The 26,935-nt window shown below is 60.4% G+C and carries 22 protein-coding genes, 4 tRNA genes and 1 pseudogene; 10 read left to right on the top strand and 17 right to left on the bottom strand.

Annotated features, from left to right (window positions below; genetic code table 11):
* The 5 genes and pseudogenes from CGA22_RS20265 to CGA22_RS20245 form a co-directional block, all read right to left on the bottom strand.
* A pseudogene (locus CGA22_RS20265) lies at positions 1 to 1,290 on the bottom strand (type IV secretion protein Rhs); the annotation flags it as partial.
* A gap of 400 nt (positions 1,291 to 1,690) precedes the next feature.
* Positions 1,691 to 2,062, bottom strand: a complete 372-nt coding sequence (locus CGA22_RS20260; RefSeq protein WP_003179080.1) for a hypothetical protein — start codon at positions 2,060 to 2,062, stop codon at positions 1,691 to 1,693.
* Positions 2,059 to 2,400 carry a helix-turn-helix domain-containing protein gene (locus tag CGA22_RS20255; protein ID WP_041021350.1) on the bottom strand — a complete coding sequence of 114 codons (342 nt, stop codon included), beginning with the start codon at positions 2,398 to 2,400 and terminating at the stop codon, positions 2,059 to 2,061. The genes CGA22_RS20260 and CGA22_RS20255 overlap by 4 nt, the downstream gene beginning before the upstream one ends.
* A gap of 113 nt (positions 2,401 to 2,513) precedes the next feature.
* Positions 2,514 to 2,969, bottom strand: coding sequence for a YkvA family protein (locus CGA22_RS20250; protein WP_041021348.1), 456 nt, complete (start codon positions 2,967 to 2,969; stop codon positions 2,514 to 2,516).
* A gap of 293 nt (positions 2,970 to 3,262) precedes the next feature.
* The gene (locus CGA22_RS20245; protein WP_003204577.1) at positions 3,263 to 3,976 is read right to left on the bottom strand and encodes an FKBP-type peptidyl-prolyl cis-trans isomerase; all 714 of its coding nucleotides are present in this window, start codon (positions 3,974 to 3,976) and stop codon (positions 3,263 to 3,265) included.
* Positions 3,977 to 4,245: 269 nt separating this feature from the next.
* On the opposite strand from CGA22_RS20245, the gene CGA22_RS20240 reads away from it, so the two are divergent.
* On the top strand, positions 4,246 to 6,054 hold the full coding sequence (locus CGA22_RS20240) for a di-heme-cytochrome C peroxidase (RefSeq protein WP_188258686.1): 1,809 nt from the start codon (positions 4,246 to 4,248) through the stop codon (positions 6,052 to 6,054).
* A 31-nt stretch (positions 6,055 to 6,085) separates the two neighbouring features.
* Positions 6,086 to 7,222 (top strand): catalase family protein, encoded by a 1,137-nt coding sequence (locus CGA22_RS20235; protein ID WP_041021349.1) that lies wholly within the window; start codon positions 6,086 to 6,088, stop codon positions 7,220 to 7,222.
* Between the two features lie 158 nt (positions 7,223 to 7,380).
* On the opposite strand, the gene CGA22_RS20230 is transcribed toward CGA22_RS20235, so the two are convergent.
* The 5 genes from CGA22_RS20230 to CGA22_RS20210 form a co-directional block, all read right to left on the bottom strand.
* A tRNA-Asp gene (locus CGA22_RS20230) sits at positions 7,381 to 7,457 on the bottom strand.
* Positions 7,458 to 7,474: 17 nt separating this feature from the next.
* Positions 7,475 to 7,550, bottom strand: a tRNA-Val gene (locus CGA22_RS20225).
* Positions 7,551 to 7,737: 187 nt separating this feature from the next.
* A complete protein-coding gene (locus CGA22_RS20220; protein WP_041022707.1) occupies positions 7,738 to 8,295 on the bottom strand; it encodes a hypothetical protein in 558 nt (185 codons plus the stop codon).
* Between the two features lie 322 nt (positions 8,296 to 8,617).
* A tRNA-Asp gene (locus CGA22_RS20215) sits at positions 8,618 to 8,694 on the bottom strand.
* Positions 8,695 to 8,713: 19 nt separating this feature from the next.
* A tRNA-Val gene (locus CGA22_RS20210) sits at positions 8,714 to 8,789 on the bottom strand.
* A gap of 160 nt (positions 8,790 to 8,949) precedes the next feature.
* Here CGA22_RS20210 and rdgC point away from each other — a divergent pair.
* The 3 genes from rdgC (at position 8,950) to sugE (ending at position 11,434) form a co-directional block, all read left to right on the top strand.
* On the top strand, positions 8,950 to 9,870 hold the full coding sequence (gene rdgC / locus CGA22_RS20205) for a recombination-associated protein RdgC (protein ID WP_024779702.1): 921 nt from the start codon (positions 8,950 to 8,952) through the stop codon (positions 9,868 to 9,870).
* 150 nt (positions 9,871 to 10,020) lie between these two features.
* The gene (locus tag CGA22_RS20200; RefSeq protein ID WP_041022708.1) at positions 10,021 to 10,989 is read left to right on the top strand and encodes a bile acid:sodium symporter family protein; all 969 of its coding nucleotides are present in this window, start codon (positions 10,021 to 10,023) and stop codon (positions 10,987 to 10,989) included.
* A 130-nt stretch (positions 10,990 to 11,119) separates the two neighbouring features.
* Entirely contained in the window at positions 11,120 to 11,434 is a 315-nt protein-coding gene (gene sugE / locus CGA22_RS20195) for a quaternary ammonium compound efflux SMR transporter SugE (protein WP_041022709.1), read from the top strand.
* Positions 11,435 to 11,564: 130 nt separating this feature from the next.
* On the opposite strand, the gene CGA22_RS20190 is transcribed toward sugE, so the two are convergent.
* The 4 genes from CGA22_RS20190 to CGA22_RS20175 form a co-directional block, all read right to left on the bottom strand.
* Positions 11,565 to 13,439, bottom strand: a complete 1,875-nt coding sequence (locus CGA22_RS20190; protein ID WP_041022710.1) for an MFS transporter — start codon at positions 13,437 to 13,439, stop codon at positions 11,565 to 11,567.
* A 100-nt stretch (positions 13,440 to 13,539) separates the two neighbouring features.
* Positions 13,540 to 14,688 carry a TDT family transporter gene (locus tag CGA22_RS20185; protein WP_041022711.1) on the bottom strand — a complete coding sequence of 383 codons (1,149 nt, stop codon included), beginning with the start codon at positions 14,686 to 14,688 and terminating at the stop codon, positions 13,540 to 13,542.
* Between the two features lie 104 nt (positions 14,689 to 14,792).
* Complete coding sequence (locus tag CGA22_RS20180) at positions 14,793 to 15,104, bottom strand: cupin (RefSeq protein ID WP_041022712.1); 312 nt, start codon at positions 15,102 to 15,104, stop codon at positions 14,793 to 14,795.
* A gap of 69 nt (positions 15,105 to 15,173) precedes the next feature.
* Positions 15,174 to 16,367: an MFS transporter gene (locus CGA22_RS20175; RefSeq protein WP_041022713.1), complete on the bottom strand. Its 1,194-nt coding sequence runs from the start codon at positions 16,365 to 16,367 to the stop codon at positions 15,174 to 15,176.
* Between the two features lie 115 nt (positions 16,368 to 16,482).
* Between CGA22_RS20175 and CGA22_RS20170 the strand changes: the two genes are divergently transcribed.
* Positions 16,483 to 17,022, top strand: a complete 540-nt coding sequence (locus CGA22_RS20170; RefSeq protein WP_041022714.1) for a TetR/AcrR family transcriptional regulator — start codon at positions 16,483 to 16,485, stop codon at positions 17,020 to 17,022.
* Between the two features lie 237 nt (positions 17,023 to 17,259).
* Positions 17,260 to 20,730, top strand: coding sequence for a PAS domain-containing hybrid sensor histidine kinase/response regulator (locus tag CGA22_RS20165; protein ID WP_041022715.1), 3,471 nt, complete (start codon positions 17,260 to 17,262; stop codon positions 20,728 to 20,730).
* Positions 20,731 to 20,906: 176 nt separating this feature from the next.
* On the opposite strand, the gene rmuC is transcribed toward CGA22_RS20165, so the two are convergent.
* Positions 20,907 to 22,265 (bottom strand): DNA recombination protein RmuC, encoded by a 1,359-nt coding sequence (rmuC, locus tag CGA22_RS20160; RefSeq protein WP_177329257.1) that lies wholly within the window; start codon positions 22,263 to 22,265, stop codon positions 20,907 to 20,909.
* A 218-nt stretch (positions 22,266 to 22,483) separates the two neighbouring features.
* Positions 22,484 to 22,807 carry a hypothetical protein gene (locus CGA22_RS20155; protein ID WP_084213765.1) on the bottom strand — a complete coding sequence of 108 codons (324 nt, stop codon included), beginning with the start codon at positions 22,805 to 22,807 and terminating at the stop codon, positions 22,484 to 22,486.
* Positions 22,808 to 23,717: 910 nt separating this feature from the next.
* On the opposite strand from CGA22_RS20155, the gene CGA22_RS20150 reads away from it, so the two are divergent.
* From CGA22_RS20150 to CGA22_RS20140, 3 genes are all read left to right on the top strand, one after another.
* On the top strand, positions 23,718 to 23,942 hold the full coding sequence (locus CGA22_RS20150; RefSeq protein ID WP_008051046.1) for a hypothetical protein: 225 nt from the start codon (positions 23,718 to 23,720) through the stop codon (positions 23,940 to 23,942).
* Positions 23,943 to 24,218: 276 nt separating this feature from the next.
* Positions 24,219 to 24,701 (top strand): hypothetical protein, encoded by a 483-nt coding sequence (locus CGA22_RS20145; RefSeq protein ID WP_041022718.1) that lies wholly within the window; start codon positions 24,219 to 24,221, stop codon positions 24,699 to 24,701.
* A 145-nt stretch (positions 24,702 to 24,846) separates the two neighbouring features.
* Complete coding sequence (locus CGA22_RS20140) at positions 24,847 to 26,136, top strand: OmpP1/FadL family transporter (RefSeq protein WP_041022719.1); 1,290 nt, start codon at positions 24,847 to 24,849, stop codon at positions 26,134 to 26,136.
* 90 nt (positions 26,137 to 26,226) lie between these two features.
* Here CGA22_RS20140 and CGA22_RS20135 read toward each other — a convergent pair whose 3' ends face one another.
* A complete protein-coding gene (locus tag CGA22_RS20135) occupies positions 26,227 to 26,778 on the bottom strand; it encodes a glutathione peroxidase (RefSeq protein ID WP_041022720.1) in 552 nt (183 codons plus the stop codon).
* Positions 26,779 to 26,935: the final 157 nt, after the last annotated feature.

The following is a 26,935-nucleotide window of genomic DNA, read 5'->3' as shown; positions in this document are numbered from 1 at the left end:
GACGAACGGCAGCCGGCCATCGAGCCGGCCGTCTTCCAGGGTCAGCAGTTCTTCGCCGGTGACCATCGACACCGGGCAGCCGTCGGTGCGGGTCAGGGCCGCGCTGTCGGCGCTGTCACCGTTGGGGGTTTTCGATTGGGCGGGGACGTCGTCGTGGGGTTCGTGTTTTTTCAGCGTGGTGTTGCGTTGCGCATCCCAACGCAGCTGCATCCGACCTTTTTTTACTCCGGCCGCAATGCCGCGCGCCGCCACCGTCTTGTAACGGTCGACGTAGCCCATGAAACCGTTGACGACCGCAAAGATCGCGCTGACAAAACGCTGTACGGCATTCATCAAGCTTGCGCCGTGCTTGGCCAGACGCATCGCCAGATAAGCGATGCCGGCCCCCGCCCCGGCGAAGGTCAGCACCACGCCGATCAGCAGGTCGAGCAGCAACTGCACCACCACCGTCGAGAGTGCTTCGCTCGTTTCGCCGGCGATCTCACTGGGTGGCAACATCTCCAGCCAGAGACTGGCGGTGCGAACCAGCAGGCACAGCGTCGCTTCGTCACTGGTCAGCAACTGCAGCTTCGCCATCACTTGCGGCGCGTCCTGCGCCAGCGTCATCAACTGACTGGCACTGCTGCCCAGGCGGTCAACAAACTGCCCGGGGTCCTTGAGGATGTCCGAGAGCAGGTTGAGGCTGTCCCATACCCCTTCGATTGCCGCCCAACTGCCGGCGAGCAAGCCGTTGCCCACCGCAGTTGCCGAGGTGGCCAGGGATTGCTGCGCCCACTGCGGCTTGAACCCCTGCCACTCGCCGCGCAGCCAATCTGTCAGCTCCGTGGTCAGGCCATCGTAGGAGGAAAACAACTTATTGAGCTGCGCAGATGACACTTCGCTCTGCACACGAACCTGATAGGACCTCCCTGCCACCCCTTCGAAGATCCCTTGACCTTGGGCATCCAGGGTGACTGGCGTGATCTCGCCGCTGTCCACCGCCACCACATCCACCACGATGTCGCCCAGCGGAATGTCGTACACCGACTCGAGCTTGCTCTCGATCCTCATCACCCCGCCTTGGGGGCACTGGACGACGGTGGAGAGAAAATCGTCGTCGCCGCTGCTGACCGCGGTGGTGCTGTCACCGAAGCGGATCAGCCGCTCCATGCCCATCAGCGAAGGCAGGTCGGCCGCCTGGCTGGCCCGGTCCGCCACACGGCCGTACCAGCGCTCCAGTTGCTGGCGATATAGGGAAAGGGTGTCTTTGAAACTGTCGAGCTCCTGCTCGATACGGTGCACCTGATCCATCAAGGCATGAAGCGATCAAGGACCAACAGGGAAAACCGGTCGAACATGGGCAAACGTCTCGCAGCACTCAGGAAGCGCGAGACTTTGCCGGGGATGGCTGAGGAAATAAGTCAGGGAAAGATGCAGTGGGCGTAGGGCGATTCGCTAAATGCGAAAACCCATCGCCTCCTTGGAGTCGATGGGTCTTTAATCCGCAAAAAAAGTCGTCGGCTATTGTTCAGCACATGCGTCAATTGCTGAAGCGCCCGCGATTTACAGCCGCATAACCAACTGAGCCCAGGCAAACCTCTTCATTTCGACTTGGCCGCCCAAATTTTATTGAGCTGCCAGGAAAATCTTGAGAACGTCCGGTTTTTCCAATTTTTCTTTAACCGGTCCGCGCCAGGCTCCGTCAGAACAATCAGGCCTCCGCCGACTCCGGGTACTCATACTCGAACACCCGGACCACTTCCGAAGCATGCCAGGACGCGGCGGCCACGCCATCGGAAGGGCCGGAAAAACGCCCCAGGCGTTCCACACACTCGAAGAAACCGGTGCGGGGCAACCGGCTGGCGCCCTGGCTGATGACCAGGGAGCTGCGCAACGGCTGCTCGGCCCGAGCGTCCAGCGCCGCCAGATGTTCAAGGGCGGCGGTCAGGGTCTGCATGGCCGGGCTGGGCAGTTGCAAACGCTCCAGCAAGGCACGATACGTCAACAAATGGCGCTGGCGGCGCGCCTGGTCCAACTCGCCCAACAACCCATCCCAATGCTGCCGACTGATACGTACACTCACGATCCTTCCCTCCAACCCGGCACCGTCAATTCCCAGGCCAGACTACGCCGAATCGCAGCATCGGGCTGACGCTCGCCGCTTTCGATCATGGCCAGATAAGACGGGCTGATACCTACCGTGCGGGCCAGCGCCTCGATGGCGATGCCCTTCCCTTCGCGCAAACTGCGTAATTGATCCAGGCCAGGAAGAATCTGGTCCGGTGCCGCCGCGTGTTGGGCCGAGGCCTCTTGCGGCGGTGCTTGATGGATGCCTGCGGCCCTCAACAACGACTGGTACTGCTCCCACGGCAAAACCGCGTACTCGGGCTCTCCGTCGCGTGTGATTATCTGAATATCCATCTCTACCCCGTAGGACAACGACACTTAGCGAGTCAGCCTTTTCCTTGGAAGTGTAATCCTAAATGGCGGCTAAGGTCGCGGGGTGATGGTCGTCCGAATGGAAACGAACAGAATCAGGGCTTTTTCTGTTCCTCGAGCTGAAGTTGTCGAGGGGTATCGGGGAGTCGTTCGACCCGTGCGAGCTTGTCGGGGGACTGCGCATCACGCCAGGCGCGAAAGGCACTGAGCTCGTCATCGAGAGTTTTCATGATCCACGCCAGTACGGCGATATCGTCGATCATGCCAAACATCGGCAGCAGATCCGGGATCGCATCCAGGGGGCTGAGGAAATACATGAGCCCCGCCACCACCGATAGCAGCGACTTGGCGCTGACCGCCCGGTATTCGCCGCGCCAGTAAGCCAGGCACAACGCCTGCAACAAACGCAGATCGTCCTTGAGTCTCCCCAGCCGCCCGCCCTCCCGGGCTCCCTTGCGGGCGACGGCAAACAGTAGCGTCGGCAAGCGGCCACGGGCCAGCAACCGTCCTGCCAAAGGCAGGAATCGTGCAAAATTCCACGGTGCCTTCATTTTTTCTTCCTACTGAAATGTTATCCACACAAATTGTGGATAACCTTGTGAACAGAGCTGCATTTCACCGCTGAAGCCCCCGTTTCATAAGGCCTGAGCTCAGATCGGGCGTTTTTTACTCACATAAAAAAACCCAATATTTCATTGACTTGACAGGCCGACTGGGTCTAGCGCAGCGCCTGTATTGCCTATGACTGCGGTCTGCGAGGTGCGTTCGGTTTTTTCGGATTTTCCGCCGCCCGGATGCAACAACGCCCCGCATAAGCGAGGCGTTGTCGTTATAGGAGACGCGATTACTTGGCTGCGTCTTCTTTTGCCGGATCCTTGATCGCCAGCAGTTCCAGGTCGAAGACCAGAACCGAGTTGGCAGGGATCGCAGGGCTCGGGCTCTGGGCACCGTAGGCCAGGTCGCTCGGGATGTACAGCTTGTACTTCTCGCCGACATGCATCAGTTGCAGACCTTCAACCCAACCCGGGATCACGCCGCTGACCGGCAGATCGATCGGGCTACCGCGTTCCACGGAGCTGTCGAACACGGTGCCATTGGTCAGCTTGCCGGTGTAATGGACAGTCACCACGTCGGTCGGCTTGGGCTGTGGGCCGTCAGCTTTCTTGACCACTTCATACTGCAAGCCGGAAGCGGTGGTGGTCACGCCAGCCTTCTTGCCGTTTTCTTCGAGGAATTTCTTGCCGGCAGCCGCCGACTCTTCACTCATCTTGGCCATGCGTTCTTCGGCACGCTTTTGCAGTGCGGCAAAGGCTTCGACCAGTTCTTCGTCTTTCAGCTTCTGTTCTTTCTTGCCGACGGCATCTTCGATGCCTTGGGCGACCGCTTTGGAGTCCAGGTCGTCCATACCTTCCTGAGCCAGGCTTTTGCCCATGTTCAGGCCGATACCGTAGGAAGCTTTCTGCGCCGGGGTTTTCAGCTCAACGCTGGTCTGCGAATCGCAACCTGCGAGTACCAGGCCAACCAGGGCAACCGCCGCCGCCAACCGATGCTGTTTCATGCTATTTCCTTGTTCATGCGCCTAAAGGGCAATCGAGTAAAGCCGCGAGCTTATCAGGCCGCCACGACCAATGGCTACCGGCATGTGAGCCGAAAACCGGGGATAAGTTCAGGTGCCACAAACGCTTTTTGATCCTGTGCGGATGAAGCATCTGTCATCTATTACCTACAGGGACCTATCGCCGCACGCCGCGGCCGGCAAATAATGGCCACTTGCCGGCCGCGCGGCGCTGAGGCATAAGGGCGTATCAAAAAAACAAGGATGTGACCGTGCGCCTCCTCTCTCGCATTTTCCTGCTGCTCCTCGTACTGGTATTGATCGCCGTGGCCGTAGTGCTTTATTACGTCGCCAATCCGCGCCTGCCGTTCTACACCCCCGTGGAACAGGTGCACTACCTGGATCAATGGAGCGCCGCCGAGCGTCAGACGTATTACTTCACGCCCCAGGGGACGCAGGTCAAAGGCCTGCGCTACGACTGGTTCACGGCCCTCGAGCTGCCATTCTCGCAGCAGCGCTTCGCTTCGCCCGAATACCTGGCGCGTTTCGGCTTTCTCGTCGATCCGGCGCAGAAAGCCTCGAAGGAGAACCCTGGTAACCTTCCAGTGGGTTTTGCGCGACACCAGAACCCGGGCAGCACCGAACAATTCCTGGACATCACCTGCGCCGCCTGCCACACCGGCGAATTGCGCTTCAAGGGCCAGGCGATCCGGATCGACGGCGGCTCGGCGCAACACGTCCTGCCCTCCAGCGTGCCGACCTTGCGCGGCGGCAGTTTCGGACAGGCATTGGTCGCCAGCCTCGCCTCGACCTATTACAACCCATGGAAATTCGAACGCTTCGCCCGTCAGGTCCTGGGCCAGGAGTACGACGATGCCCGACACGACGCATTGCGCAAGGCATTCAAGGACTCCCTGGATACGTTCCTGCGGGTCGCCTGGAATGACACCCACCGCGGCCTCTACCCCACCGAAGAAGGGCCTGGCCGCACCGACGCGTTTGGGCGCATCGCCAATGCCAGTTTCGGCGACGCCATTTCGGCGAAGAATTACCGAGTCGCCGACGCTCCAGTGGATTACCCGCAGTTGTGGGATATCTGGACCTTCGACTGGGTGCAATGGAACGGCTCGGCCCAACAACCAATGGCCCGCAACGTCGGTGAAGCGCTGGGTGTGGGCGCCACGCTGAATTTCTTCGATGCCCAGGGCAAGCCGTTGCAGGGCGACGCGCGCTACCCCTCCAGCGTACGCGTGCGCGATCTGCACACGATCGAAGAAACCTTGCAGTTGCTCAAACCCCCGGTGTGGCCGGAAGCACTACTGGGCTCGATCGATAAACCCCTCGCCGCCAAGGGCCGGGCGCTGTTCGCCGAAAACTGCGCCGGCTGCCATGTGCCCAATGTGGTCCAGGGCCCCGACAGACCGGTCCAGCAACTGCACATGCTGCCGGTGAAGGTAATCGGCACCGATCCGGGCACCGCCAATAACATTGCCGACCACCGCTTCGACTTGACCAGCTTGCAATGGGACCCGGCCGAACTGGCGAAACTGGACGTGCAACTGCACCCGACCCCGACACAACCGCTGGACCTGAGCCAGGTTTCGGTCGCCAAGGGCCTGGCCTACGTCACGGCATTCGTCGAGAACCGCGCCTACCGCGACGCCGGTGTCACCCCGGTCGAGCGGCCGGCCATGGATGGCTTCGGCCTGCCCATCGGTGTGCGTGAACTGCGCGCCTACAAGGCCCGGCCACTGGCCGGCGTCTGGGCCACGCCACCGTTCCTGCATAACGGCTCGGTGCCGACGATCTATCAGTTGCTGTCTCCCCAGGACGAACGAGCGACCACCTTCTATAAAGGCAACTTCGAATACGATCCCCGGCACCTGGGGTATCGCACCGAAGCCTTTACCAACGGTTTTCTCTTCGACACCCGGATCACCGGCAACCACAACAGCGGCCATGAATTCCGCGCCGGCGAAAAGGGTAACGGGGTGATCGGTCGCCTGCTGCAACCGCAGGAACGCTGGGCATTGCTGGAATACCTCAAGGTGCTGGGCGGGCCGCTGGAATCGCAACTGTGATGATGAATCTCTCAGGCAAAAGGACTGACCCATGCTGATCACGCTCTGGCTGCGCCTCGGCGCCTTTCTGGGCAAGACACTCCTGTGGCTGCTGGGCATCGGCTTGCTCGGTTGGGCGTTCGCCACGGCGTGGTTCGCCTGGCAACACAGCGGACCGGTGTCGGACAAGGAACAGATACCACCCGGCGAAGCCGCCATGACCCAGGAGATCATCCAGACTGCCATCCGCATCGTCGATCAGCATCGCGAAGGTACACGTTATCTGCGGGACGCCCATGCCAAGGCACACGGCTGCGTGATGGCCGAAGTCCAAGTGCCGTCCGACCTGCCAGCCCCCCTGCGCCAGGGCGTGTTTGCCGAGCCGGGCAAGGTCTGGCAGGCGACGATGCGCCTGTCCAACGGCAATGCATATCCTCAGTTCGATAGCCTGCGTGATGCACGCGGGATGGCCATCAAGCTGTTGAACGTGCCGGGCAAGTCGTTGCTGGGGGAGCGACAGTCACAGGGCGAACAGGATTTCGTGATGTTCAATCACCCGAACTTCTTCGTCAGTGATGTCGCCGAGTACCGTCAGAATGTGGCCGCCCAGGCCGATGGAAAAAAAGTGATGGCTTTCTTTCCAGGACTGGACCCGCGCAGTTGGCAGATCCGCCATCTGTTCATCGCCCTGGCGACGCTGTCACCGCCTCCCGCCAGTCCGACCCAGACTACGTATTTTTCGGTATCGCCCTACAAGTTCGGCGAGGCCAACGCCAAGTTTCGTGTCGCGCCAGACCCGGACAGTTGCCCAAGCTATACCCTGCCGGCACAAAACCAGGCACTGCCGAACTTCCTGCGCAGTGCATTGCATCAGCAGTTATCCACAGACCGGGTGCCGGCGTGTTTTGTCCTGCAGATCCAACGCCAGGACCCAGGCAAATACATGCCGATCGAGGACACCAGCATTGAATGGCAAGAAAGTGACGCGCCGTTCGAGACGGTGGCGCGAATCAAGGTACCGCCCCAGGACTTCGACACCCCCAAGCTGAATCTGGCCTGCGACAACCTGTCGTTCAATCCGTGGTTCGGCATCGAGGCGCACCGCCCTATCGGCGGCATCAACCGCTTGCGTAAGGCGGTGTACGAGGCGGTCAGCGATTACCGTCACAGCCGGAACGCCGAGCAGTAGATAAAATGCCTTGGGAATGATCGTTCTCACGCTCCGCGTGGGAACGCAATCAGGGACCGCCAAGGCGTGCCCACTCAAACGACAGACAACAAAAAGCCCGCTCAATGAGCGGGCTTTTTATGGGTGACCTGGCGTTCAGTGTTCCAAGTCATCGAATATGGCGCAGCGGACGGGACTCGAACCCGCGACCCCCGGCGTGACAGGCCGGTATTCTAACCGACTGAACTACCGCTGCGCGTAACATTGAAAGTTTGGTGGGTGATGACGGGATCGAACCGCCGACATTCTGCTTGTAAGGCAGACGCTCTCCCGGCTGAGCTAATCACCCTGCACTTTCGATGCGGGGCGCATTCTCTCACAGTTTTTTGTAACGTGCTGATTTAATTGCAAAACTTTAAAAAAAAAGAAAATGCGACAAAACAGCCAAAAACCCGCTTCAGTGGCCTTCATTACGCAGATGCGCAATCGTCCGCGTCAGCTCCTCTCATCGGGACGTGCCCAGCCCCCTGCTCGACTCAATCAGCTGTGAGCGTGGCTTGCAAATAAACTCGCGCAATAGAGGCTCGGCGATCAATCGCCTGCCGCAATCGCTCCTGGCATTCGGTCCATGCCTCGCGATCCACTCGGAGTTGACGCATCAAATCATGCATCGCCTTTTTAGCTTCGACATACTCATCCCAAGCATCCTGCGATTGCAGTCTCAAACGTTCTCGTTCGTCCATCTCCACGCGCCGTAGCATCAACTTGACCTCATCGACGATCACTGGGCTCAGGGTAAATTGTGGGCGATGCGGAGCTTTGAAACACTCCGACTGCATGATCCTGAAGCGCGCATGTTGTACGCCCCAAGCCAGCGCGGAGGCTAATTTTTCACCGGCGAGACGGTCGTGAAGCTCTTCGCAAATCACAGCACCGTCGGCTGCATATACCCCTATGAAGACCTGAATCCCACGCTCCAGTGTCAACCGGGCCTGTACCTCGACCTGTCGCCCATCGTTGAGAAGGTCATTATAGATTTTGCCAGGCAGACGCCTGTCAACCCAAAGCCAGTACTGTGCGCTTCTACGTCGCATGGAGCGTCCTCGCTTGTTATCGACGCAGTTAGGCACAAGTGATCCCCATTTGCCAAACCCAACGATCGGGATGGGCCCCAATCGCGGGAGCACGTCGAGCACGCCTACGCAGCTGACCGGCTCAGGGTTATTGCGACAGGCATGAGTTGTCAGGAAAAGACAGAGAAGTGGGTCGCCATTAACACGGCAGAAGTATCACCAATGGTGTACTTGAAACCCTTGCTGAGAATGGATCCGAATGGAATTACAGGCACAAAAAAAGCGGCTCAAGGCCGCTTGTTTTGTGGCTTCCAGGTGTTCAGTGGGCCTGGATAAGCAAATATGGCGCAGCGGACGGGACTCGAACCCGCGACCCCCGGCGTGACAGGCCGGTATTCTAACCGACTGAACTACCGCTGCGCGTAACACTTGGAACGAATGGTGGGTGATGACGGGATCGAACCGCCGACATTCTGCTTGTAAGGCAGACGCTCTCCCGGCTGAGCTAATCACCCTTCGCTTTCGGTGTGGCGCGCATTCTACGGAGCGCCCTCCAAGCTGGCAAGCACTTTTTAAATTAATTTCCTCAGGCCTTCCAAAGGCTTAGCGAAGGGTTGGCCTATGGCGCCGCGAAGAGAATAATGCGCTCCTTTGTATAAAGGAGAGACTCACCCCATGTGGTTCAAAAACCTGCTTATCTATCGCCTGACCCAAGATCTGCCTTTTGATGCCGAGGCGTTGGAAACTGCACTGGCCAGCAAACTGGCGCGTCCATGTGCAAGCCAGGAGTTGACCACTTACGGTTTCGTCGCGCCGTTCGGCAAAGGCGAAGACGCTCCTCTGGTACATGTCAGCCAGGATTTCCTGTTGATCGCTGCACGCAAGGAAGAACGCATCCTGCCTGGTAGCGTCGTACGCGATGCCGTGAAGGAAAAGGTCGAAGAGATCGAAGCCGAACAAATGCGCAAGGTCTACAAAAAGGAACGGGACCAGATCAAGGATGAAATCATCCAGGCGTTCCTGCCGCGCGCGTTCATTCGTCGCTCTTCCACCTTCGCCGCCATCGCGCCGAAACAGGGGCTGATCCTGGTCAACTCCGCCAGCCCGAAACGCGCCGAGGACCTGCTGTCCACCCTGCGCGAAGTCATCGGCTCGCTGCCGGTGCGTCCACTGACGGTCAAGACAGCACCGACCGCCATCATGACCGACTGGGTCAAGACCCAGAAAGCCGCGGACGACTTCTTCGTGCTGGACGAATGCGAACTGCGCGACACCCATGAAGACGGTGGCATCGTGCGCTGCAAGCGCCAGGACCTGACCAGCGATGAAATCCAGCTGCACCTCAACACCGGCAAGGTGGTGACGCAACTGTCGCTGGCCTGGCAGGACAAGCTGTCTTTTGTCCTCGACGACAAGATGGTGGTCAAGCGCCTGAAGTTCGAAGATTTGCTGCAGGACCAGGCGGAACAGGACGGCGGCGATGAAGCCCTCGGCCAACTGGACGCCAGCTTCACCCTGATGATGTTGACCTTCGGCGAATTCCTGCCGGCGCTGGTGGAAGCGTTGGGTGGGGAAGAGACACCTCAGGGGATCTGACGACATAGCGTTACCCCTGTGGGAGCGAGCCTGCTCGCGAAAGCGTCGGATCATTCAGCACTGATGTTTGCTGATGCACCGCTTTCGCGAGCAGGCTCGCTCCCACATTGGTTTTGTGTGGTTTCAATTATTGATAACAAGGATCTGGTCATGCGCGCACTGGCTGCACTGAGCCGCTTCGTCGGCAATACCTTCGCTTACTGGGTACTGATTTTCGCCATCGTGGCGTTCCTGCAGCCAACCTGGTTCATCGGCCTGAAAAGCGCCATCGTGCCGCTGCTGGGACTGGTGATGTTCGGCATGGGCCTGACCCTCAAGCTCGAGGACTTCGCCGAAGTGGCTCGCCATCCGTGGCGTGTGGCGCTGGGCGTGGTTGCGCATTTCGTGATCATGCCCGGCGTGGCCTGGTTGCTCTGCCAGGTGTTCCACCTGCCGCCGGAAATCGCCGTCGGCGTGATCCTGGTGGGTTGCTGCCCGAGTGGTACCTCGTCGAACGTCATGACCTGGTTGGCCCGTGGCGACCTGGCACTGTCGGTCGCCATCGCCGCCGTCACCACCCTGCTCGCGCCGCTGCTGACGCCCGCACTGATCTGGCTGCTGGCCTCGGCCTGGTTGCCGGTGTCGTTCATGGAGCTGTTCTGGTCGATCCTGCAAGTGGTGCTGTTGCCGATCGTCCTGGGCGTGGTCGCGCAACGACTGTTGGGGGACAAGGTTCGCCACGCGGTGGAGGTGTTGCCGCTGGTGTCGGTGGTGAGCATCGTCATCATCGTCACCGCTGTCGTCGCCGCCAGCCAGGCGAAAATCGCCGAGTCGGGCCTGCTGATCATGGCGGTGGTGATGTTGCATAACAGCTTCGGCTTCCTGCTGGGCTACTTCACCGGCCACCTGTTCAAGCTGCCACTAGCCCAGCGCAAATCCCTGGCGCTGGAAGTGGGCATGCAGAACTCGGGTCTGGGCGCGGCCCTGGCGAGTGCGCACTTCTCGCCATTGGCGGCGGTGCCCAGCGCGTTGTTCAGCGTCTGGCACAACATTTCCGGGGCACTGCTCTCAACCTACTTCCGCCGCATGAGCGAAAAGCAGGACCGCGAAGCGCTCGCCGCCGGGCAAGCGATCGACTGAATACAGGCTTGATCGAGTGCCCGGGAATGGGCACTCTACCCTTCAGCGCGGGGACGACCCCGCCACTTGATCCCGCCCGTCGATCAAGTGTCAATCCGGGGACGACCCCATCCATTGATGGAGGTGCTCGATGTCCTGGATCATTCTGTTTTTTGCCGGTCTGTTCGAAGTCGGCTGGGCTGTCGGCCTGAAATACACCGACGGCTTCAGCCGCCCTCTCCCTACTGCATTGACGATTGCGGCCATGGCGATCAGCCTCGGCCTGCTCGGCCTGGCGATGAAGGAACTGCCACTGGGCACGGCCTATGCGATCTGGACCGGAGTCGGCGCCGTGGGCACGGTGATCGCCGGGATTATTCTGTTTGGCGAGTCGATGGCACTGGTTCGGTTGGTCAGTGTGGCGTTGATCGTGGCGGGGTTGATCGGGCTTAAAGTCAGCGCCTAGACCCTTTGGCAAATAGAGCCTGGGGAAGCAGGATCTGTGGGAGCAAGGCTTGCCCGCGATAGCGATCTCAAGACCGCCATCGCGGGCAAGCCTTGCTCCCACAGATTGGGGCCTCATAAGGCCTGAGTGTTTACCTGACACTCCCGCGCAACTCGCCGACCAACGCTTGCAGCTTGGCCGGCTCAGCCATCTCCACCGCCACCGCTGGCCCCGCCACCAGGGTCACCCGCGACCAGAACCGCCGAAACAGGCCCTTGGCCGGATCGCGGCTGAAGAAACTGCCCCATAAGCCCTGCAAGGCCAGGGGAATCACCGGCACCGGCGTTTCCTGCAGGATGCGCATCAAGCCGCTCTTGAATTCATTGATCTCACCATCAGCGGTCAACTTTCCTTCAGGAAAGATGCACACCAGCTCGCCATCCTTCAGATACTGAGCAATCCGCGTGAAGGCCTTTTCGTAGATATGAATATCCTCCTGGCGCCCGGCAATCGGAATGGTCCCGGCGGTGCGAAAGATGAAATTCAGAACGGGCAGGTTGTAGATCTTGTAGTACATCACGAAGCGAATCGGCCGACGCACCGCGCCGCCAATCAGCAACGCATCGACGAAGGAGACATGATTGCAGACTAGCAGTGCTGCACCTTCATCGGGAATCGCGTCCAGGTTGCGGTGCTCCACCCGGTACATGGAATGGCTCAGCAGCCAGATCATGAAACGCATGGTGAACTCGGGGACGATCTTGAAGATGTAGGCGTTGACGCCAATGTTCAGCAGCGACACCACCAGGAACAGTTGCGGGATCGACAGCTTGACCAGGCTCAGCAACACAATAGAGACAATGGCCGAGACCACCATGAACAAGGCGTTGAGAATGTTGTTGGCGGCAATCACCCGCGCCCGTTCGTTTTCAACTGTGCGCGACTGGATCAGCGCGTACAGCGGCACGATGTAGAAGCCGCCGAACACGCCGAGGCCCAGGATATCGATCAACACCAGCCAGGCATGACCGAAGCCGAGCAGTTCGAGCCAACCATGGCCGCCGACACTGTCAGGGATTCCACCGGAATGCCACCACAACAACAGCCCGAACACTGTCAGGCCGAACGAACCGAATGGCACCAGGCCGATCTCGACCTTGCGCCCGGACAGTTTTTCGCAGAGCAGCGAACCCAGGGCGATCCCCACCGAAAACACCGTGAGGATCAAGGTCACCACGGTTTCGTCGCCGTGCATCCAGTCCTTGGCGTAAGCCGGAATCTGCGTCAGGTAAATCGCCCCGACGAACCAGAACCAGGAGTTGCCAACGATGGAGCGGGACACCGCCGGGGTTTGCCCCAGGCCCAGCTTGAGGGTGGCCCAGGACTGGCTGAAGATGTTCCAGTCCAGGCGCATTTGTGGCGACGCGGCCGCCGCCCGGGGGATGCTGCGGCTGGCCAGGTAACCGAGCACGGCGATGCCGATGATCGCGGTCGACACCACCGGTGCGTAGTGGGCCGAAGACATCATGACCCCGGCGCCAATGGTGCCGGCGAGGATCGCCAGGAAGGTGCCCATCTCCACCAGGCCATTGCCGCCGACCAGTTCATCCTCGTGCAGCGCTTGCGGCAGGATCGAATACTTGACCGGACCGAACAACGCCGAGTGAGTGCCCATGGCGAACAGCGCCACCAGCATCAGCGACAAGTGATCGAACAGAAAGCCCACCGCGCCGACTGTCATGATGACGATTTCGCCCAGCTTGATCAGACGAATCAACGCATCCTTGGCGAATTTTTCCCCGAACTGCCCCGCCAGCGCCGAGAACAGAAAGAACGGCAGGATGAACAGCAGCGCGCACAGGTTGACCCAGATCGAACGATCGCCCTCGATGGTCAGCCGGTAGAGAATGGCGAGGATCAGCGACTGCTTGAACACATTGTCGTTGAAGGCCCCTAGGGATTGCGTGATGAAAAACGGCAGGAAACGCCGCCGGCGAAGCAAAGTGAACTGCGAAGGGTGACTCATCTTCCATGTTCCTGAGTGGCGTGGACGCTTATTGGAATAACGTTTTTTTATCCAGGCCACACATTAACCTACGACACGTCGCTTGGGAGCCGCCGGGCAATTATTTCGCCAGTCCGGCAATGCACGGCGACACGAACAACTCACCGTGCCAGGCACCCGACAGCGTGCGCCAGCCGACAATCAGCCACAGCACTACCAGCATCGCCACCAGCAGGCAACCGAACAGCGTGAAGAACCCCAGGCCCAACAGGCTCGCCAGTTTCAGCGTCGTCAATGCGTACACGCCCAAGGGGAAGGTAAAGCCCCACCAGCCCAGGTTGAACGGGATGCCGTTGCGCAAGTAGCGCGCCGTGATCAGTAGCGCCATCAACATCCACCAGAACCCAAAACCCCATAGCGTGACGCCGGCCACCAGCCCCAGCCCGGCGGCGATTTCACCGACCCCAGGCAAGCCGTTGGCGGCAAAGATCAGCGGGGCATCGCCCCCCAACAGCAACATGCCCAAGGCCCCCGTGCCGATGGGGCCCAGGGCCAGCCAGCTCGACGCCGCCATGTTTTCGTGGGGCAGTTTGTGCAAGGCCATGCGCAGCAGCAGGATCGTCAGAATGCTGAACGCCACCGGCAGGGAAAATGCCCAGAGCACGTAGCTGGTGACCAGCATGACCAGTTGCGAATGGGCGTCTGCCAGATGCGGCGCCAAGAGCCCGCCGCTGGCGGCCGCGACCTCGGCGGCCACCACCGGCAACAACCACACGGCGGTCATCTGGTCGATCCGATGTTCCTGCCGGGTGAACATCAGAAATGGGATCAACACGCCACAGGCCAGGGACAGCGTCACATCGACCCACCACAACGCTTCGGCCAGCGACACCACGGCGTCTCCCCAACGCGGCAGGCCGAACACCAGGAAACCGTTGATGATGGTCGCCAGCCCCATGGGAATGGTGCCGAAAAACATCGAGACCGTTGAATGGCCGAAAATCCGCCGTGCCTCGTCGAAGAACAACAGCCAACGAGCGGCGTACAAACCGCTGAACAACACGAACAGCAGGACGTTGAACAACCACAACCCTTCGCCCACGACATGCAGGCCAGGCACATTGCCCGGCCATTGCGCCAAGGCCAGGGCGAGTACGCCGGTCCCCATGGTCACGGCGAACCAGTTGGGCGTGAATTGGCGAATGGCCTCCAACGGTCTGGGCAGGTGGCTCAGTGGGCGCAAACGGTTTGTTGCAGGGCAGCATGTCATGACGAACTCCAGTCCCCGGTTGAGGTGGAGTCATCTTAGAGCCGGATCGAATATCGATATAACGGGTAATTTCTGTATAGGTTATCTACTTTGCAGATAACACATCAGACACTGCCTTCGCTTTCGATCACCAGGATTCTGGCCGGTCCCTGTGGCCTGGCAACATGCTCGGTTCCGACCGAGGCGTAGAAAATATCTCCAACCCCCAACAAGGTGTCCTTTTCGACCCCCTCCTCCCGGTAGCACATCTGCACGAGTCCATCGAGCACCACGAAGACCTCCTGACCAGCATTGACGTGCCATTTATACGGCTGATCGGTCCAGTGCAGGCGTGTGGTAATGCCGTTCATGTTGGCGATGTCCAACGCGGCCCAGGCATGGTCGCCGGTGAAAGACTTGCTGCGAATAATCTTCAAGGGAGATCACCCCGAGATAAATGGCGAAACGCCAAGGCTAACCCAACTCAACCGTTTGCATTCAACGTATCAAGGTCGAACACCACTGCTTGCCGGTTTGGCGGACTGACGTAACAGCCCCGACAACGCAGCGATCGCCAACAGGATCAACACCAGCCCATAACCATCGGTTGTCGGGATCAACCCGAACACCCGCGTAAGGTTCCCGGCCAGCAGTGACGGCAAGCTGAACGCCAGGTAACTGAGCACATAGAATGCCGACATCAAACCGGCCCGTTCATGGGGCAAGGCCAACGGCATGATGCTGCGCAGTGCACCCAGGAAACCCGCGCCGAAACCGCTGCCAGTCACCAGGGTACCGACGAAGAACAATGGCAGGCTACCCGTGTGCGCGGCGATCAACACCAGCACCAGACCGGTTATCAACAAGCTGGCGGCAAGGCGCAACATCTTCCCAGCGCCCTGGTTGCGCAACGTGTAAATCGACAAGGCCCCGGTGAGCGTCAGGGCTGCCACCAACGCGCCGCCGATCAGGTTGGAGGTCGATCCGGTCGCTGCCCGCACCAGGGACGGCGCCAACGACAGATAGAAACCACCCACCGCCCAGGCCGCCAGGTTCAGTGGCAACACCAGCCACAGCGGCCGCCGCGCCTGCGGCGGCACATGCAAGGTTGGACGCAGGGACTGCCAGGCACCGGATTGCGGGCTGACACTTTCTTTCAGGCGCCAAAGATAGATGGCCTGGACCAGGAACAGGCCCAGCAACAGCCAATAGGTCAGTTGCAGGGGCAACGGCGCGAACTCCGCCAGCAAGCCACACCCCAACGCCCCGCACGCCATCCCCAGCAAGGGCGCGACACTGGTGATCAGCGGGCCTTGCTGGCGATCGAAGTCCAGCAGCGCGGCCCCCAGTACACTGGTGGCCATGCCCGTGGCGAAACCCTGAATCAACCGGGCGCCGATGAGCCAGCCGATGCTGTCGGCATTGATAAACAGCAGCATCGCCAACATGTTGAGCACCAGCGCCACGAAGATCACCGGTTTGCGTCCCAGGTAATCCGACAACGAGCCCACGGTCAGCAACGCCGCCAACAGACTGAAGGCGTACACACCGAAGATCAGCGTGAGGATGGCCGGGGAAAACTGCATGTGTTCCTGATAGAGGTGATACAACGGCGTCGGCGCGCTGGAGGCGGCGAGGAAACCGAGCAAGGTGATGGCCAGGAAGATCAGGCTGGCACGGGTCGAAGCTGGACGGGACATGGGCACACTCCGCAGAAGCTGTTCACAAAACATCAGCAAAAGCTAATTTTTTGCTTTTGCCGAGTGTGCTACCGATGCGTGCTTAAAGCAAATTCTTTGTGTTAAGGTCCGATTCATGGCTATTAAAGAAGGTTTACGCCCCGGCGGCAGAAGCGCCCGGGTACAAGAGTCGATCCATTCGGCCGTCCGCGCCCTGCTCCAGGAACAGGACCGCGCCACGCTGACCGTGCCGCAGATTGCCGCGCGCGCGGGCGTGACACCGTCCACCATCTACCGCCGCTGGGGTGACCTGCCGGCGCTGCTGGCCGACGTCGCCGTCGCCCGCATGCGCCACGACAGCGAACCGGCCAACACCGGCAGCCTGCGCGGCGACCTGCGCGCCTGGGCCGAGCAATACCTGGACGAGATGAGTTCCGAACCCGGTCGCAACATGATGCGCGACATCCAGGCCTGCGCCACACCTGGGCATTGCGTGGGGATCATCAGTGCGCAGTTGCAGGTCATCCTGGAGCGTTATCCCGATGAGCCGAATCCCGGTATCGAGCGGTTGATCAATGTGATGGTGGCGCCGACGGTGTTTCGCATCCTCTTTGCCAGCGCGCCGCTGGAGGTTGAGGAATTGTATCGGTTGATCGATATCGCGTTGGGGCAGTAAAGCCGCCATCGCGAGCAGGCTCACTCCCACATTTTCAGAGGTGGATGAGAAGTTTGTGTCCGTCGCACATCCCTTGTGGGAGCGAGCCTGCTCGCGATGAGGCCCGCAAATCCACGGAATGACCCGAGTGCGACACCCCACCACGCCCCGACCTTGGTCGACACTGACGAACCCGAGCGGGCATGCGAGACTGTCTTGCCGGGCCCAAGCCCCGGTGTTCTTCGTTCGGGAGTTTCCATGTCGTTGTCCAGCGGGCTGATCGCCATCGTTGCCCTGGCCTATATGGCCATCATGTTCGCCATCGCCTTCTACGGCGACCGGCGCAGCACGCCGTTGCCGCCACGGGTGCGGGCCTGGGTCTACAGCCTGTCGCTGGCGGTGTATTGCACCAGCTGGACATTCTTCGGCGCGGTGGGCCAGGCAGCCGAACAGCTCTGGTCGTTCCTGCCGATCTACCTCGGGCCGATCCTGCTGCTGGTGCTGGCGCCGTGGGTCCTGCAAAAAATGGTGATGATCAGTAAACAGGAGAACATTACCTCCATCGCCGACTTCATCGCCGCCCGTTATGGCAAGTCCCAGTCGCTGGCGGTGGTGGTCGCCCTGATCTGTCTGGTGGGCGTGCTGCCGTACATTGCCTTGCAGCTCAAGGGCATTGTGCTCGGGGTGAACCTGTTGATTGGCGCCGGCGCCGATGCCATGGGCACCCGCGCCCAGGACACTGCGCTGATCGTCTCGCTGATCCTGGCCTTGTTCACCATCGTGTTCGGTACCCGCAACCTCGATGCCACCGAACACCACCGCGGCATGGTGCTGGCCATTGCCTTCGAGTCCCTGGTCAAGCTGTTCGCCTTCCTCGCGGTCGGCGCCTTCGTGACGTTCGGTCTCTACGACGGCTTCGACGACCTGTTCGACCAGGCGATGCTCGCACCGCGCCTGGAGCAGTACTGGAAGGAAACCATCAACTGGCCGTCCATGGTGGTGCAGACCGGGGTGGCGATGATGGCGATCATCTGCCTGCCGCGCCAGTTTCACGTAACGGTGGTGGAGAACATCGAGCCCCAGGACCTGCGCCTGGCCAAGTGGGTGTTCCCCGCCTACCTGGCCCTGGCCGCACTGTTCGTGGTGCCCATCGCCCTCGCCGGACAAATGATGTTACCCAGCTCGGTGCTGCCGGATTCGTTCGTCATCAGCCTGCCGCTGGCGCAGGCCCATCCGGCGCTGGCGTTACTGGCGTTCATTGGCGGTGCCTCCGCGGCCACCGGCATGGTGATCGTCGCAAGCGTGGCCCTGTCCACCATGGTGTCCAACGACATGCTGCTGCCCTGGCTGTTACGTCGCAACAACGCCGAGCGGCCGTTCGAAGTGTTCCGACAGTGGATGCTCTCGGTGCGCCGGGTGAGCATCGTGGTGATCCTGCTGCTGGCCTATGTCAGCTACCGACTGCTGGGCTCCACCGCGAGCCTGGCGACCATCGGCCAGATCGCCTTCGCCGCGGTCACCCAATTGGCGCCCGCCATGCTCGGCGCGCTGTACTGGAAACAGGCGAACCGTCGCGGTGTATTCGCCGGCCTCGCTGCGGGGATCTTCCTCTGGTTCTACACCCTGGTGCTGCCGATCGCTGCCCACAGCCTGGGCTGGTCTCTGAGCGCGTTCCCGGCCTTGGCCTGGCTGCACGGCAACCCATTGCATCTGCCGATCAGCCCGCTGACCCAGGGCGTCGTCCTGTCCCTGGCCGGTAACTTCACGCTGTTTGCCTGGATCTCGGTGCTGTCCCGCACCCGTGTGTCCGAGCACTGGCAGGCCGGACGCTTCATCGGCCAGGAGATCAGCGCCCGTCCCAGCGCCCGGTCGATGCTGGCGGTGCACATCGAAGACCTGCTGCAACTGGCGGCACGCTTCGTCGGCGAGGAACGGGCGCGCCAGAGTTTCCTCCGCTTTGCCTACCGTCAGGGCAAAGGCTTCAACCCTAACCAGAACGCCGACAGCGAATGGATCGCCCACACCGAACGCCTGCTGGCCGGTGTGCTCGGGGCCTCATCGACGCGGGCCGTAGTAAAAGCCGCGATTGAAGGTCGGGAGATGCAACTGGAGGATGTGGTCCGGATCGCTGACGAAACCTCGGAAGTGCTGCAGTTCAACCGCGCCCTGCTGCAAGGCGCCATCGAAAACATCACCCAGGGCATCAGCGTGGTCGACCAGTCCCTCCGGTTGGTGGCGTGGAACCGTCGATACCTGGAACTGTTCAACTACCCGGACGGCCTGATCAGCGTCGGCCGGCCCATTGCCGACATCATCCGCTACAACGCCGAACGCGGCCTCTGCGGTCCGGGCGAAGCCGAAGTCCACGTCGCCCGGCGCCTGCACTGGATGCGCCAAGGTCGCGCCCACACGTCCGAGCGGCTGTTTCCGAACGGCCGGGTGATCGAGCTGATCGGCAACCCGATGCCCGGCGGCGGTTTCGTCATGAGCTTCACCGACATCACCGCCTTCCGCGAAGCCGCACAGGCCCTGACCGAAGCCAACGAAGGGCTGGAGCAACGGGTGGCTGAACGCACCCGGGAGTTGTCGCAACTGAACGAAGCCCTGACCGAAGCCAAAAGCACCGCCGAAGCAGCCTACCAATCCAAGACCCGCTTCCTGGCCGCGGTCAGCCACGACCTGATGCAACCCCTCAATGCCGCTCGGCTGTTCTCCGCCGCGTTGTCCCATCAGCACGACGGTTTGCCAGGCGAAGCCCGGCAACTGGTACAGCACCTGGACAGTTCACTGCGCTCGGCCGAAGACCTGATCACCGACCTGCTGGACATTTCCCGCCTGGAAAACGGCAAGATCAACCCCGACCGCAAACCCTTCGCCCTCAATGACCTGTTCGATACCCTCGGCGCCGAGTTCACGGTGCTGGCGCGGGAACAGGGCCTGAAGTTCCGCGTTCGAGGCTCGCGACTGCGGGTCGACAGCGACATCAAGCTGCTGCGGCGCATTCTGCAGAACTTCCTCACCAATGCCTTCCGCTATGCCAAGGGGCCGGTCCTGCTGGGCGTCCGTCGGCGCAACGGCGAGCTATGCCTGGAGGTCTGGGACCGCGGGCCGGGCATCGCCGAAGATAAGCAGCAGGTGATTTTCGAAGAATTCAAACGCCTGGACAGCCATCAGACCCGTGCCGAAAAAGGCCTGGGCCTGGGCCTGGCCATTGCCGACGGGCTGTGCCGCGTACTCGGCCACACGTTGCGCGTGCGCTCCTGGCCGGGACGCGGCAGTGTGTTCAGCGTCAGCGTGCCACTGGCCCATACACAACTTGCCGCGCCCAGCGTCGTGGCCGAACCCAACGGACATTTGCCCAGCGGCGCGCAGGTTTTGTGTGTCGATAATGAAGACAGCATCCTGATCGGCATGAACAGCCTGCTGACCCGCTGGGGTTGCCAGGTGTGGACAGCGCGCAACCGTGAAGAATGCGAGCGCTGGCTCGCCGAGGGCGGACGCCCGCAACTGGCCCTGGTGGACTTTCATCTGGACGACGGCGAGACCGGCACCGAACTGATGGCCTGGTTACGCACCCGCATGGGTGAACCGGTGCCGGGGGTCGTGATCAGCGCCGACGGCCGCCCCGAGACGGTAGCCCAGGTACACGCCGCCGGGCTGGATTACCTGGCAAAACCGGTGAAACCGGCGGCGTTGAGGGCGTTGTTGAGTCGGCATTTGCCGTTGTAAGAAGAAATCTTCTTTCTGCCTGGCACCTTAACCCTGTGGCGAGGGGATTTATCCCCGCTCGGCTGCGCAGCAGTCGCAAACCGGCTTGTACGGTGCATCTGTTGCACCGCAGGGACTGGTTTTGGGGTTGCTGCGCAACCCAGCGGGGATAAATCCCCTCGCCACAGGAATCTGCATCAAGCGTCGGGTTTGGCATCGGCTTCTTCCGACAACTCGGGCAGCCCATCCTCATCGGTCATTGCCCGCTCAAGCAGCTCACCCGGCAACCGCTTGCTCGCCCGGGCACCGAGCAGCTTGAGTTGCTCGGTGCGACTGACCAGGTTGCCGCGCCCTTCTGTCAGCTTGTTGCGTGCGGCATTGTAGGCCTTGTCCAGTTGTTGCAGGCGACTGCCGATTTCGTCCAGGTCCTGGATAAACAGCACAAACTTGTCGTACAGCCACCCGGCCCGCTCGGCGATCTCCCGGGCGTTCTGGCTCTGGCGCTCCTGCTTCCACAAGCTGTCGATCACCCGCAACGTCGCCAGCAACGTGGTCGGGCTGACAATCACGATGTTGCGGTCAAAGGCTTCCTGGAACAGATTCGGCTCGGCTTGAAGGGCTGCGGAGAACGCCGCTTCGATCGGCACGAACAGCAAGACGAAATCCAGGCTGTGCAAACCGTCCAGGCGTTTGTAGTCCTTGCCGGCCAGGCCTTTGACATGGGCCCGCAGCGACACGATGTGTTGCTTGAGGGCAAGCTGGCCGATGGCGTCATCTTCAGCGGCCACGTACTGCTGATAGGCGGTGAGACTGACCTTGGAATCGACCACCACCTGCTTGTCGCCGGGCAGGTAGATCAACACGTCAGGCTGGAACCGCTCGCCATCCGGCCCCTTGAGGCTGACCTGGGTCTGATACTCACGGCCCTTTTCCAGGCCGGCGTGCTCAAGCACCCGCTCGAGAATCAACTCGCCCCAGTTACCCTGGGTCTTCTGGCCCTTGAGCGCGCGAGTGAGGTTGGTGGCCTCATCGCTCAGGCGCAGGTTCAGTTGTTGCAACCGCTCCAGCTCCTTGCCCAGGGAAAAACGTTCCCGGGCTTCGGCCTGATAGCTTTCTTCGACACGTTTTTCAAAAGACTGGATGCGCTCTTTCAACGGATCGAGCAACTGCCCCAGGCGCTGCTGGCTGGTTTCAGCGAAGCGTTGCTCGCGCTCATCGAAGATTTTTCCGGCCAGCTCGGCGAACTGCGCCCGCAGCGCGTCCCGTGAACCTTGCAGGTCATCCAGGCGTTGCTGATGGTTTTCCTGCTGCTCACGGAGTTCGGCATGCAGCGACGCCGCCTGGGCATCGAGCCGCCGCAGTTCCGCCTCTTTGCTGGCACGTTCCAGGTTCCAGGCATGGGCGGCATCCCGAGCGTTATCACGCTCGATCTGCAGCAGTTCGACCTCCCGACAGGCCGCCGCAAGTTCGGCTTGCTTGGCCCCGTTGGCCTGGCTCAGGTCGCTGATTTCGTCTCGGCAGGCATCGAGCTGGGCATTCAGGCCATCATGGGCCATGTGCGCGGTGGCCAGGCGCTCTTCCAATAGCGCCACTTCGGTCTGCGCGGCACCGGCCTGGCGTTGCAGGTGCCAGGCCAGTGCGAGCAACGGCACCGCAGCGCCTGCCAGGCCCAACAACAGGCTGGTCAAATCCATAGCCATGACAAATCCTGCCGATCAGATAAAGCCCGAAGGTTAACCAAGCCGCTGGCGGTTGCCCAGCTCAGCCCTTCTATTCAGTCGTCTATTTCAAGAAGGGCCTGCCGGGCCCGATGATCCCCGGCCCGGGCGGCCTGGCGCAGCAGATCCTGGCCAATGCGCCGGTCCCGAGCGTTACCGCATTCACGGCACATCAACTGGCCAAGACGACTTTGCGCAGCCACGACCCCTTCACGGGCCGGTTGCTTGAGCAGGCGCCCGGCCAGGTGCTTGACGCTGGGGCTTTCTCCGAGCCGTGGGCTGTCGAGCAGCCACTCGGCGACCCGCATCGACATGCGCTTGGGCGGGGTAACACTAGAGGGTGGGGAAGTAACAGGATTTGATACTGAGCGAAACTTCATAACGCACTATGGGGCAGATCGAAAGGCGCGCCACTCTACTCCTTTTTTCGTGTGGGTAAAGCCGAAAAAAACCGGCACGCCCGTGCTAGAGCAAGTGCTTGGGACAATCCACAGAAGCTGTGGATAACTCAGTGGACAACCCCCCCTGAAGGGGTCGAAAGCCCTATGGGACGGGGCCTGCGCTCAAACTGACGATTTTTTCACCAGTAAAAAAAAGCGATGTTTTTCATTGACTTAAATTTTGGATACAGGCACCCACCCCGGATTGTTGCGACATGACAGTTCGGTGACAAACACCCTGGGGAGTGTGCACAAGTAACACCCAGAGTGGTTATATCGATGCGCTTTCTTGATGCATTTTGGCGGTAAGCCTGGGGATAAACCGGCTCAGTGGCATGAGGCTCCAGCCTTGCTCTTCCGACCAAATGCAGCGGATCTGGATATTTTTTGAACAACTCGCTTCCCATAAGCCGCTCGATCCGTTAAGATCCGCGCCGTTAGTACCAAGCTGAAAGTCAATTCCGGGTCGAACACATCTCCACGGTCAGCCATCCCCAAGGGACACCTCACCGATAACAGAGACCGACCCCCTCGATGGTTTCCAGGTAAATCTTGCGCCAACACAGCCTTTGACTGAATACAAAGGGTGTTGCCAGGCTCGTTACTCTGACCGAACCAACCTGCAAAATTGATCAGGATCTTCACCCTGGGCCCAGAACCTTTGCCCTTGCTGTGTCGCCTGCCCTCCTAAGTACCTACCTGCCAGCCCAAGCGCGCACTTTCATATAGCGCTCAAACTGGCTGCTTTGTTCCAGTCGGGTTCTTCGTTCGACCAATGGTGGTCGACGTTACTGGAACGTTTTAACGTTGCACGGTTCTTAACCGTGTCATTTGTAGGAACACCCATAACATGTCGACTCAAATCCAGACACAGGATGCCATCCGCACCCTAACCAACGCTTTTGCTCCAATGAACTGCCTGATCATGGCCGCTCGCAAAGGCTGCTTCAGCTTCACGCTGGTCAACGAACACGGCATCGCTCGTCACAGCGAACGCCTGTACCCTGATCAGTACTCCAGCGCAGAACCGCTGCAGGCCGTGATCGAGCGTACCCGTCAGGCACTGGTTGCCTGAGAGGCCAGAAGCACTGAAAGCCCAAAGGCCCCGCCCGAAAAGCGGGGCTTTTTATTGCCCGAAGTTTCTCGATAAAGCGAAACGGCTTAAGCACCAACGGATATAACAGTTATAACCGCTCGCGGAAGATGCTTTAAAAACAGGCCTTTACAACGGAAATATCACACTACACTTCAAGTCAAGCGGCATGATCCGCTGTCGGCGGAGCCTGGACCGATCCACCGCTGCCAAGCCCTACTCCTCCAGGCTCCGCCCCTCTTACGTTTCGAGGGTGTTATGGGTATCGCTGCCAGCGAACTGTGTCGATATGTGATCCGCCCGACGCTCCTGTACCTGGGGCGCCACAGCGCAACGGCGGAATCCTTGTTGTTGGGTATTGCCGCCAGCCAGTCCGGCCTGGGCTCAGCCTTGCATGACCGTCGCGGCCATGGCCTGTATCGCATTACCGAATGCCGTCACCAAGCACTCTGGGACCATTACCTGGCACTGGATCCGGAACGCGCCAGCCTCGTGCGCGGCCTGGCCAGTCAACATGCCTTTCTCAGCGGCCCTCACCTGGAACTGACCGTCAACCTGCGCTACGCCACTGCCATCGCCTGGCTGCTGGTGGAGGAACAAAACACCCCGCTTCCCGACGCCGACGATCTGCTGGGCATGGCCCGGATCTGGCGCCAGACGTTTCACCCTCAAGGGCGCTTGCGAGACTTCACCTGCGCCTGGCAACACTGTGTTTCATCGCTGAATCAAGTCGCCTGTTGAAAGGGATGTTTGGAAACTTCCTACAACGGCCGCGAATCTGGTCGGATTGTCCTACAAAACCGCTCTAACTCACGCAACACAGGCTATAGCGCTTGAACGAAAATGTTGGTAGTTTTCGCCTCGGTGACCACACGGAGTTCTAACAATGAAAAAAATGATGCTCAAAACCACCCTTGGCCTCGCCGTAACTTTGGCCTCCTCTCAGTTGTTCGCCAGCGGCTTTGCCCTGAACGAGCAGAGTATCAGTGGCATGGGCACTGGTTTCGCGGGTCGTTCTTCCTCTGCCGATGATGCAAGTACCGTGTTTGGCAACCCTGCCGGCATGTCGCGCCTCAAGCGTCAGCAAGTGACGGGTGGCCTGGCGGCCATCGATGCTTCGACCGACATCAACGATGCCAGCGGCAGCCGCACCGGTAGCAACGATGGCGACATGGTGCCGTTCACTGCCGTCCCCATGGGTTATTACGTCAAGCCTATCGATGATCAATGGGCGTTCGGCCTGGGTGTCTATGCTCCGTTCGGCCTGATCACCGACTATGAAAACGGCTTCCAGGGACGCAACTTCGGCAGCAAGAGCGAAGTGAAAGTCGTCACCTTCCAGCCAACTGTCAGCTACGCCTTCAACGACAAGGTGTCGATTGGTTTCGGTCCGACGATCAACCGTATCTCCGGCCAACTGGAATCGGCGCTGACCCTACCGGCACCTTTGCCCGGCACCGATGGCAACGTGAAGATCAAAGGTGATGACATTGGCTACGGCTACAACATCGGCCTTCTGGTCCAGGCAACCGACACCACTCGCGTCGGCCTGACCTACCACTCCAAGGTCAAGTACAAGCTCGAAGGCCACACCGAGGTCACCCCGGGCGCAGGCGTTCCAGCGGCTTTCCTGAGAAACGGACGCTATGACGCTTCGCTGGATATCACCACGCCTGAATCGGCCGACTTCTCCGTCACCCAGCAAATCAACGATGCCTGGACAGTCTATGCAGGCAGTACCTGGACTCGCTGGAGCCGACTGAAAGACATCACGGTCAATAACGACGGAGTGACAGCAGCGGCCGGCGGCGGGTTGGCTCCAGCTCTCGTGGGCACGATCACCGAAGAACAGAACTGGCATGACACCTGGGCCTACGCCCTCGGTACCTCCTACCAGTTGAACAAACAGTGGGTACTGCGTACCGGCCTGACCTTCGACCAGTCCCCTGCCAACAACACCGACCGCTCGCCACGTATCCCGACTGGCGACCGGACCATCTTCAGCCTGGGTGCCGGCTGGAGTCCGACCGACGACCTGACCATCGACGTGGCTTACTCCTACCTCAAGGAAGAGAAAGTCAACGTCAACCGTACCAACCGGCTGGGTCAGTCCTACAACGCCGAGTACGAAAACAGCGCAAACGGCTTCGGTGTTGGCGCAACCTACCGCTTCTGATGACTCACGGCGAGCCTGAACCCCTCGCCATCCGAAGCGAAAAAAAGCCCCGCACTCTGCAAAGAGCCGGGGCTTTTTCGTGGCCAGCGATCAGGGTTTCGACGCAATCGCCGCCTCCACCGCCTTGATGAACTCAGGATCGTCGGGTTTGATTCGGCTGGAGAAACTGGCAACAACCTTGCCCTGCCGATCCACGACGTACTTATAGAAATTCCATTTCGGCGCGCCGGATTGTTCGGCCAGGTGCTTGAACAGCGGTATGGCGTCCACACCGCGTACCGGTTGCGGTTCGGTCATGGTGAAGGTCACACCATAGTTGACGTAACAGACCTTGGCCGTCTCGGCACCGTCCTTGGACTCTTGCTTGAAGTCGTTGGACGGCACGCCCAGCACTTGCAGGCCTTGGTCCTTATAGCGCTGGCTCAGTGCTTCGAGGCCTTTGAACTGGGGCGCGAACCCGCAGAAACTGGCGGTGTTGACCACCACCAGCGGCTTACCGGCGAAGCGCCGGCACAGGTCGATGGTTTCCTTGGCCCGCAGCTTGGGCAACGAACCCTCCAACAACGGTGGGCAGTCGGCGGCCCATACTTGCCCGGTCACAACCAGCAGCAGGGTGGGAATAGCTAGCCAGCGCATCAGCATGTAGGCACTTCCTTGAAAACATGTCAGACCACGACGTTACTCGTCATAACCTGAAGCGTCCACCGCTCAGCAGTTGCCCATGCCCAGTTGCATCAAGGCCAACCCGCCCTGATGCCAGCCCCACCAGGCAAACGCCAGCAGCAGGACCGCACCGGCC

It is taken from the genome of Pseudomonas sp. PSB18 (assembly GCF_014596565.1).
In the GTDB taxonomy this organism is placed as follows: Bacteria; Pseudomonadota; Gammaproteobacteria; order Pseudomonadales; family Pseudomonadaceae; genus Aquipseudomonas.
This window is presented reverse-complemented; position numbering and strand designations above follow the sequence as displayed.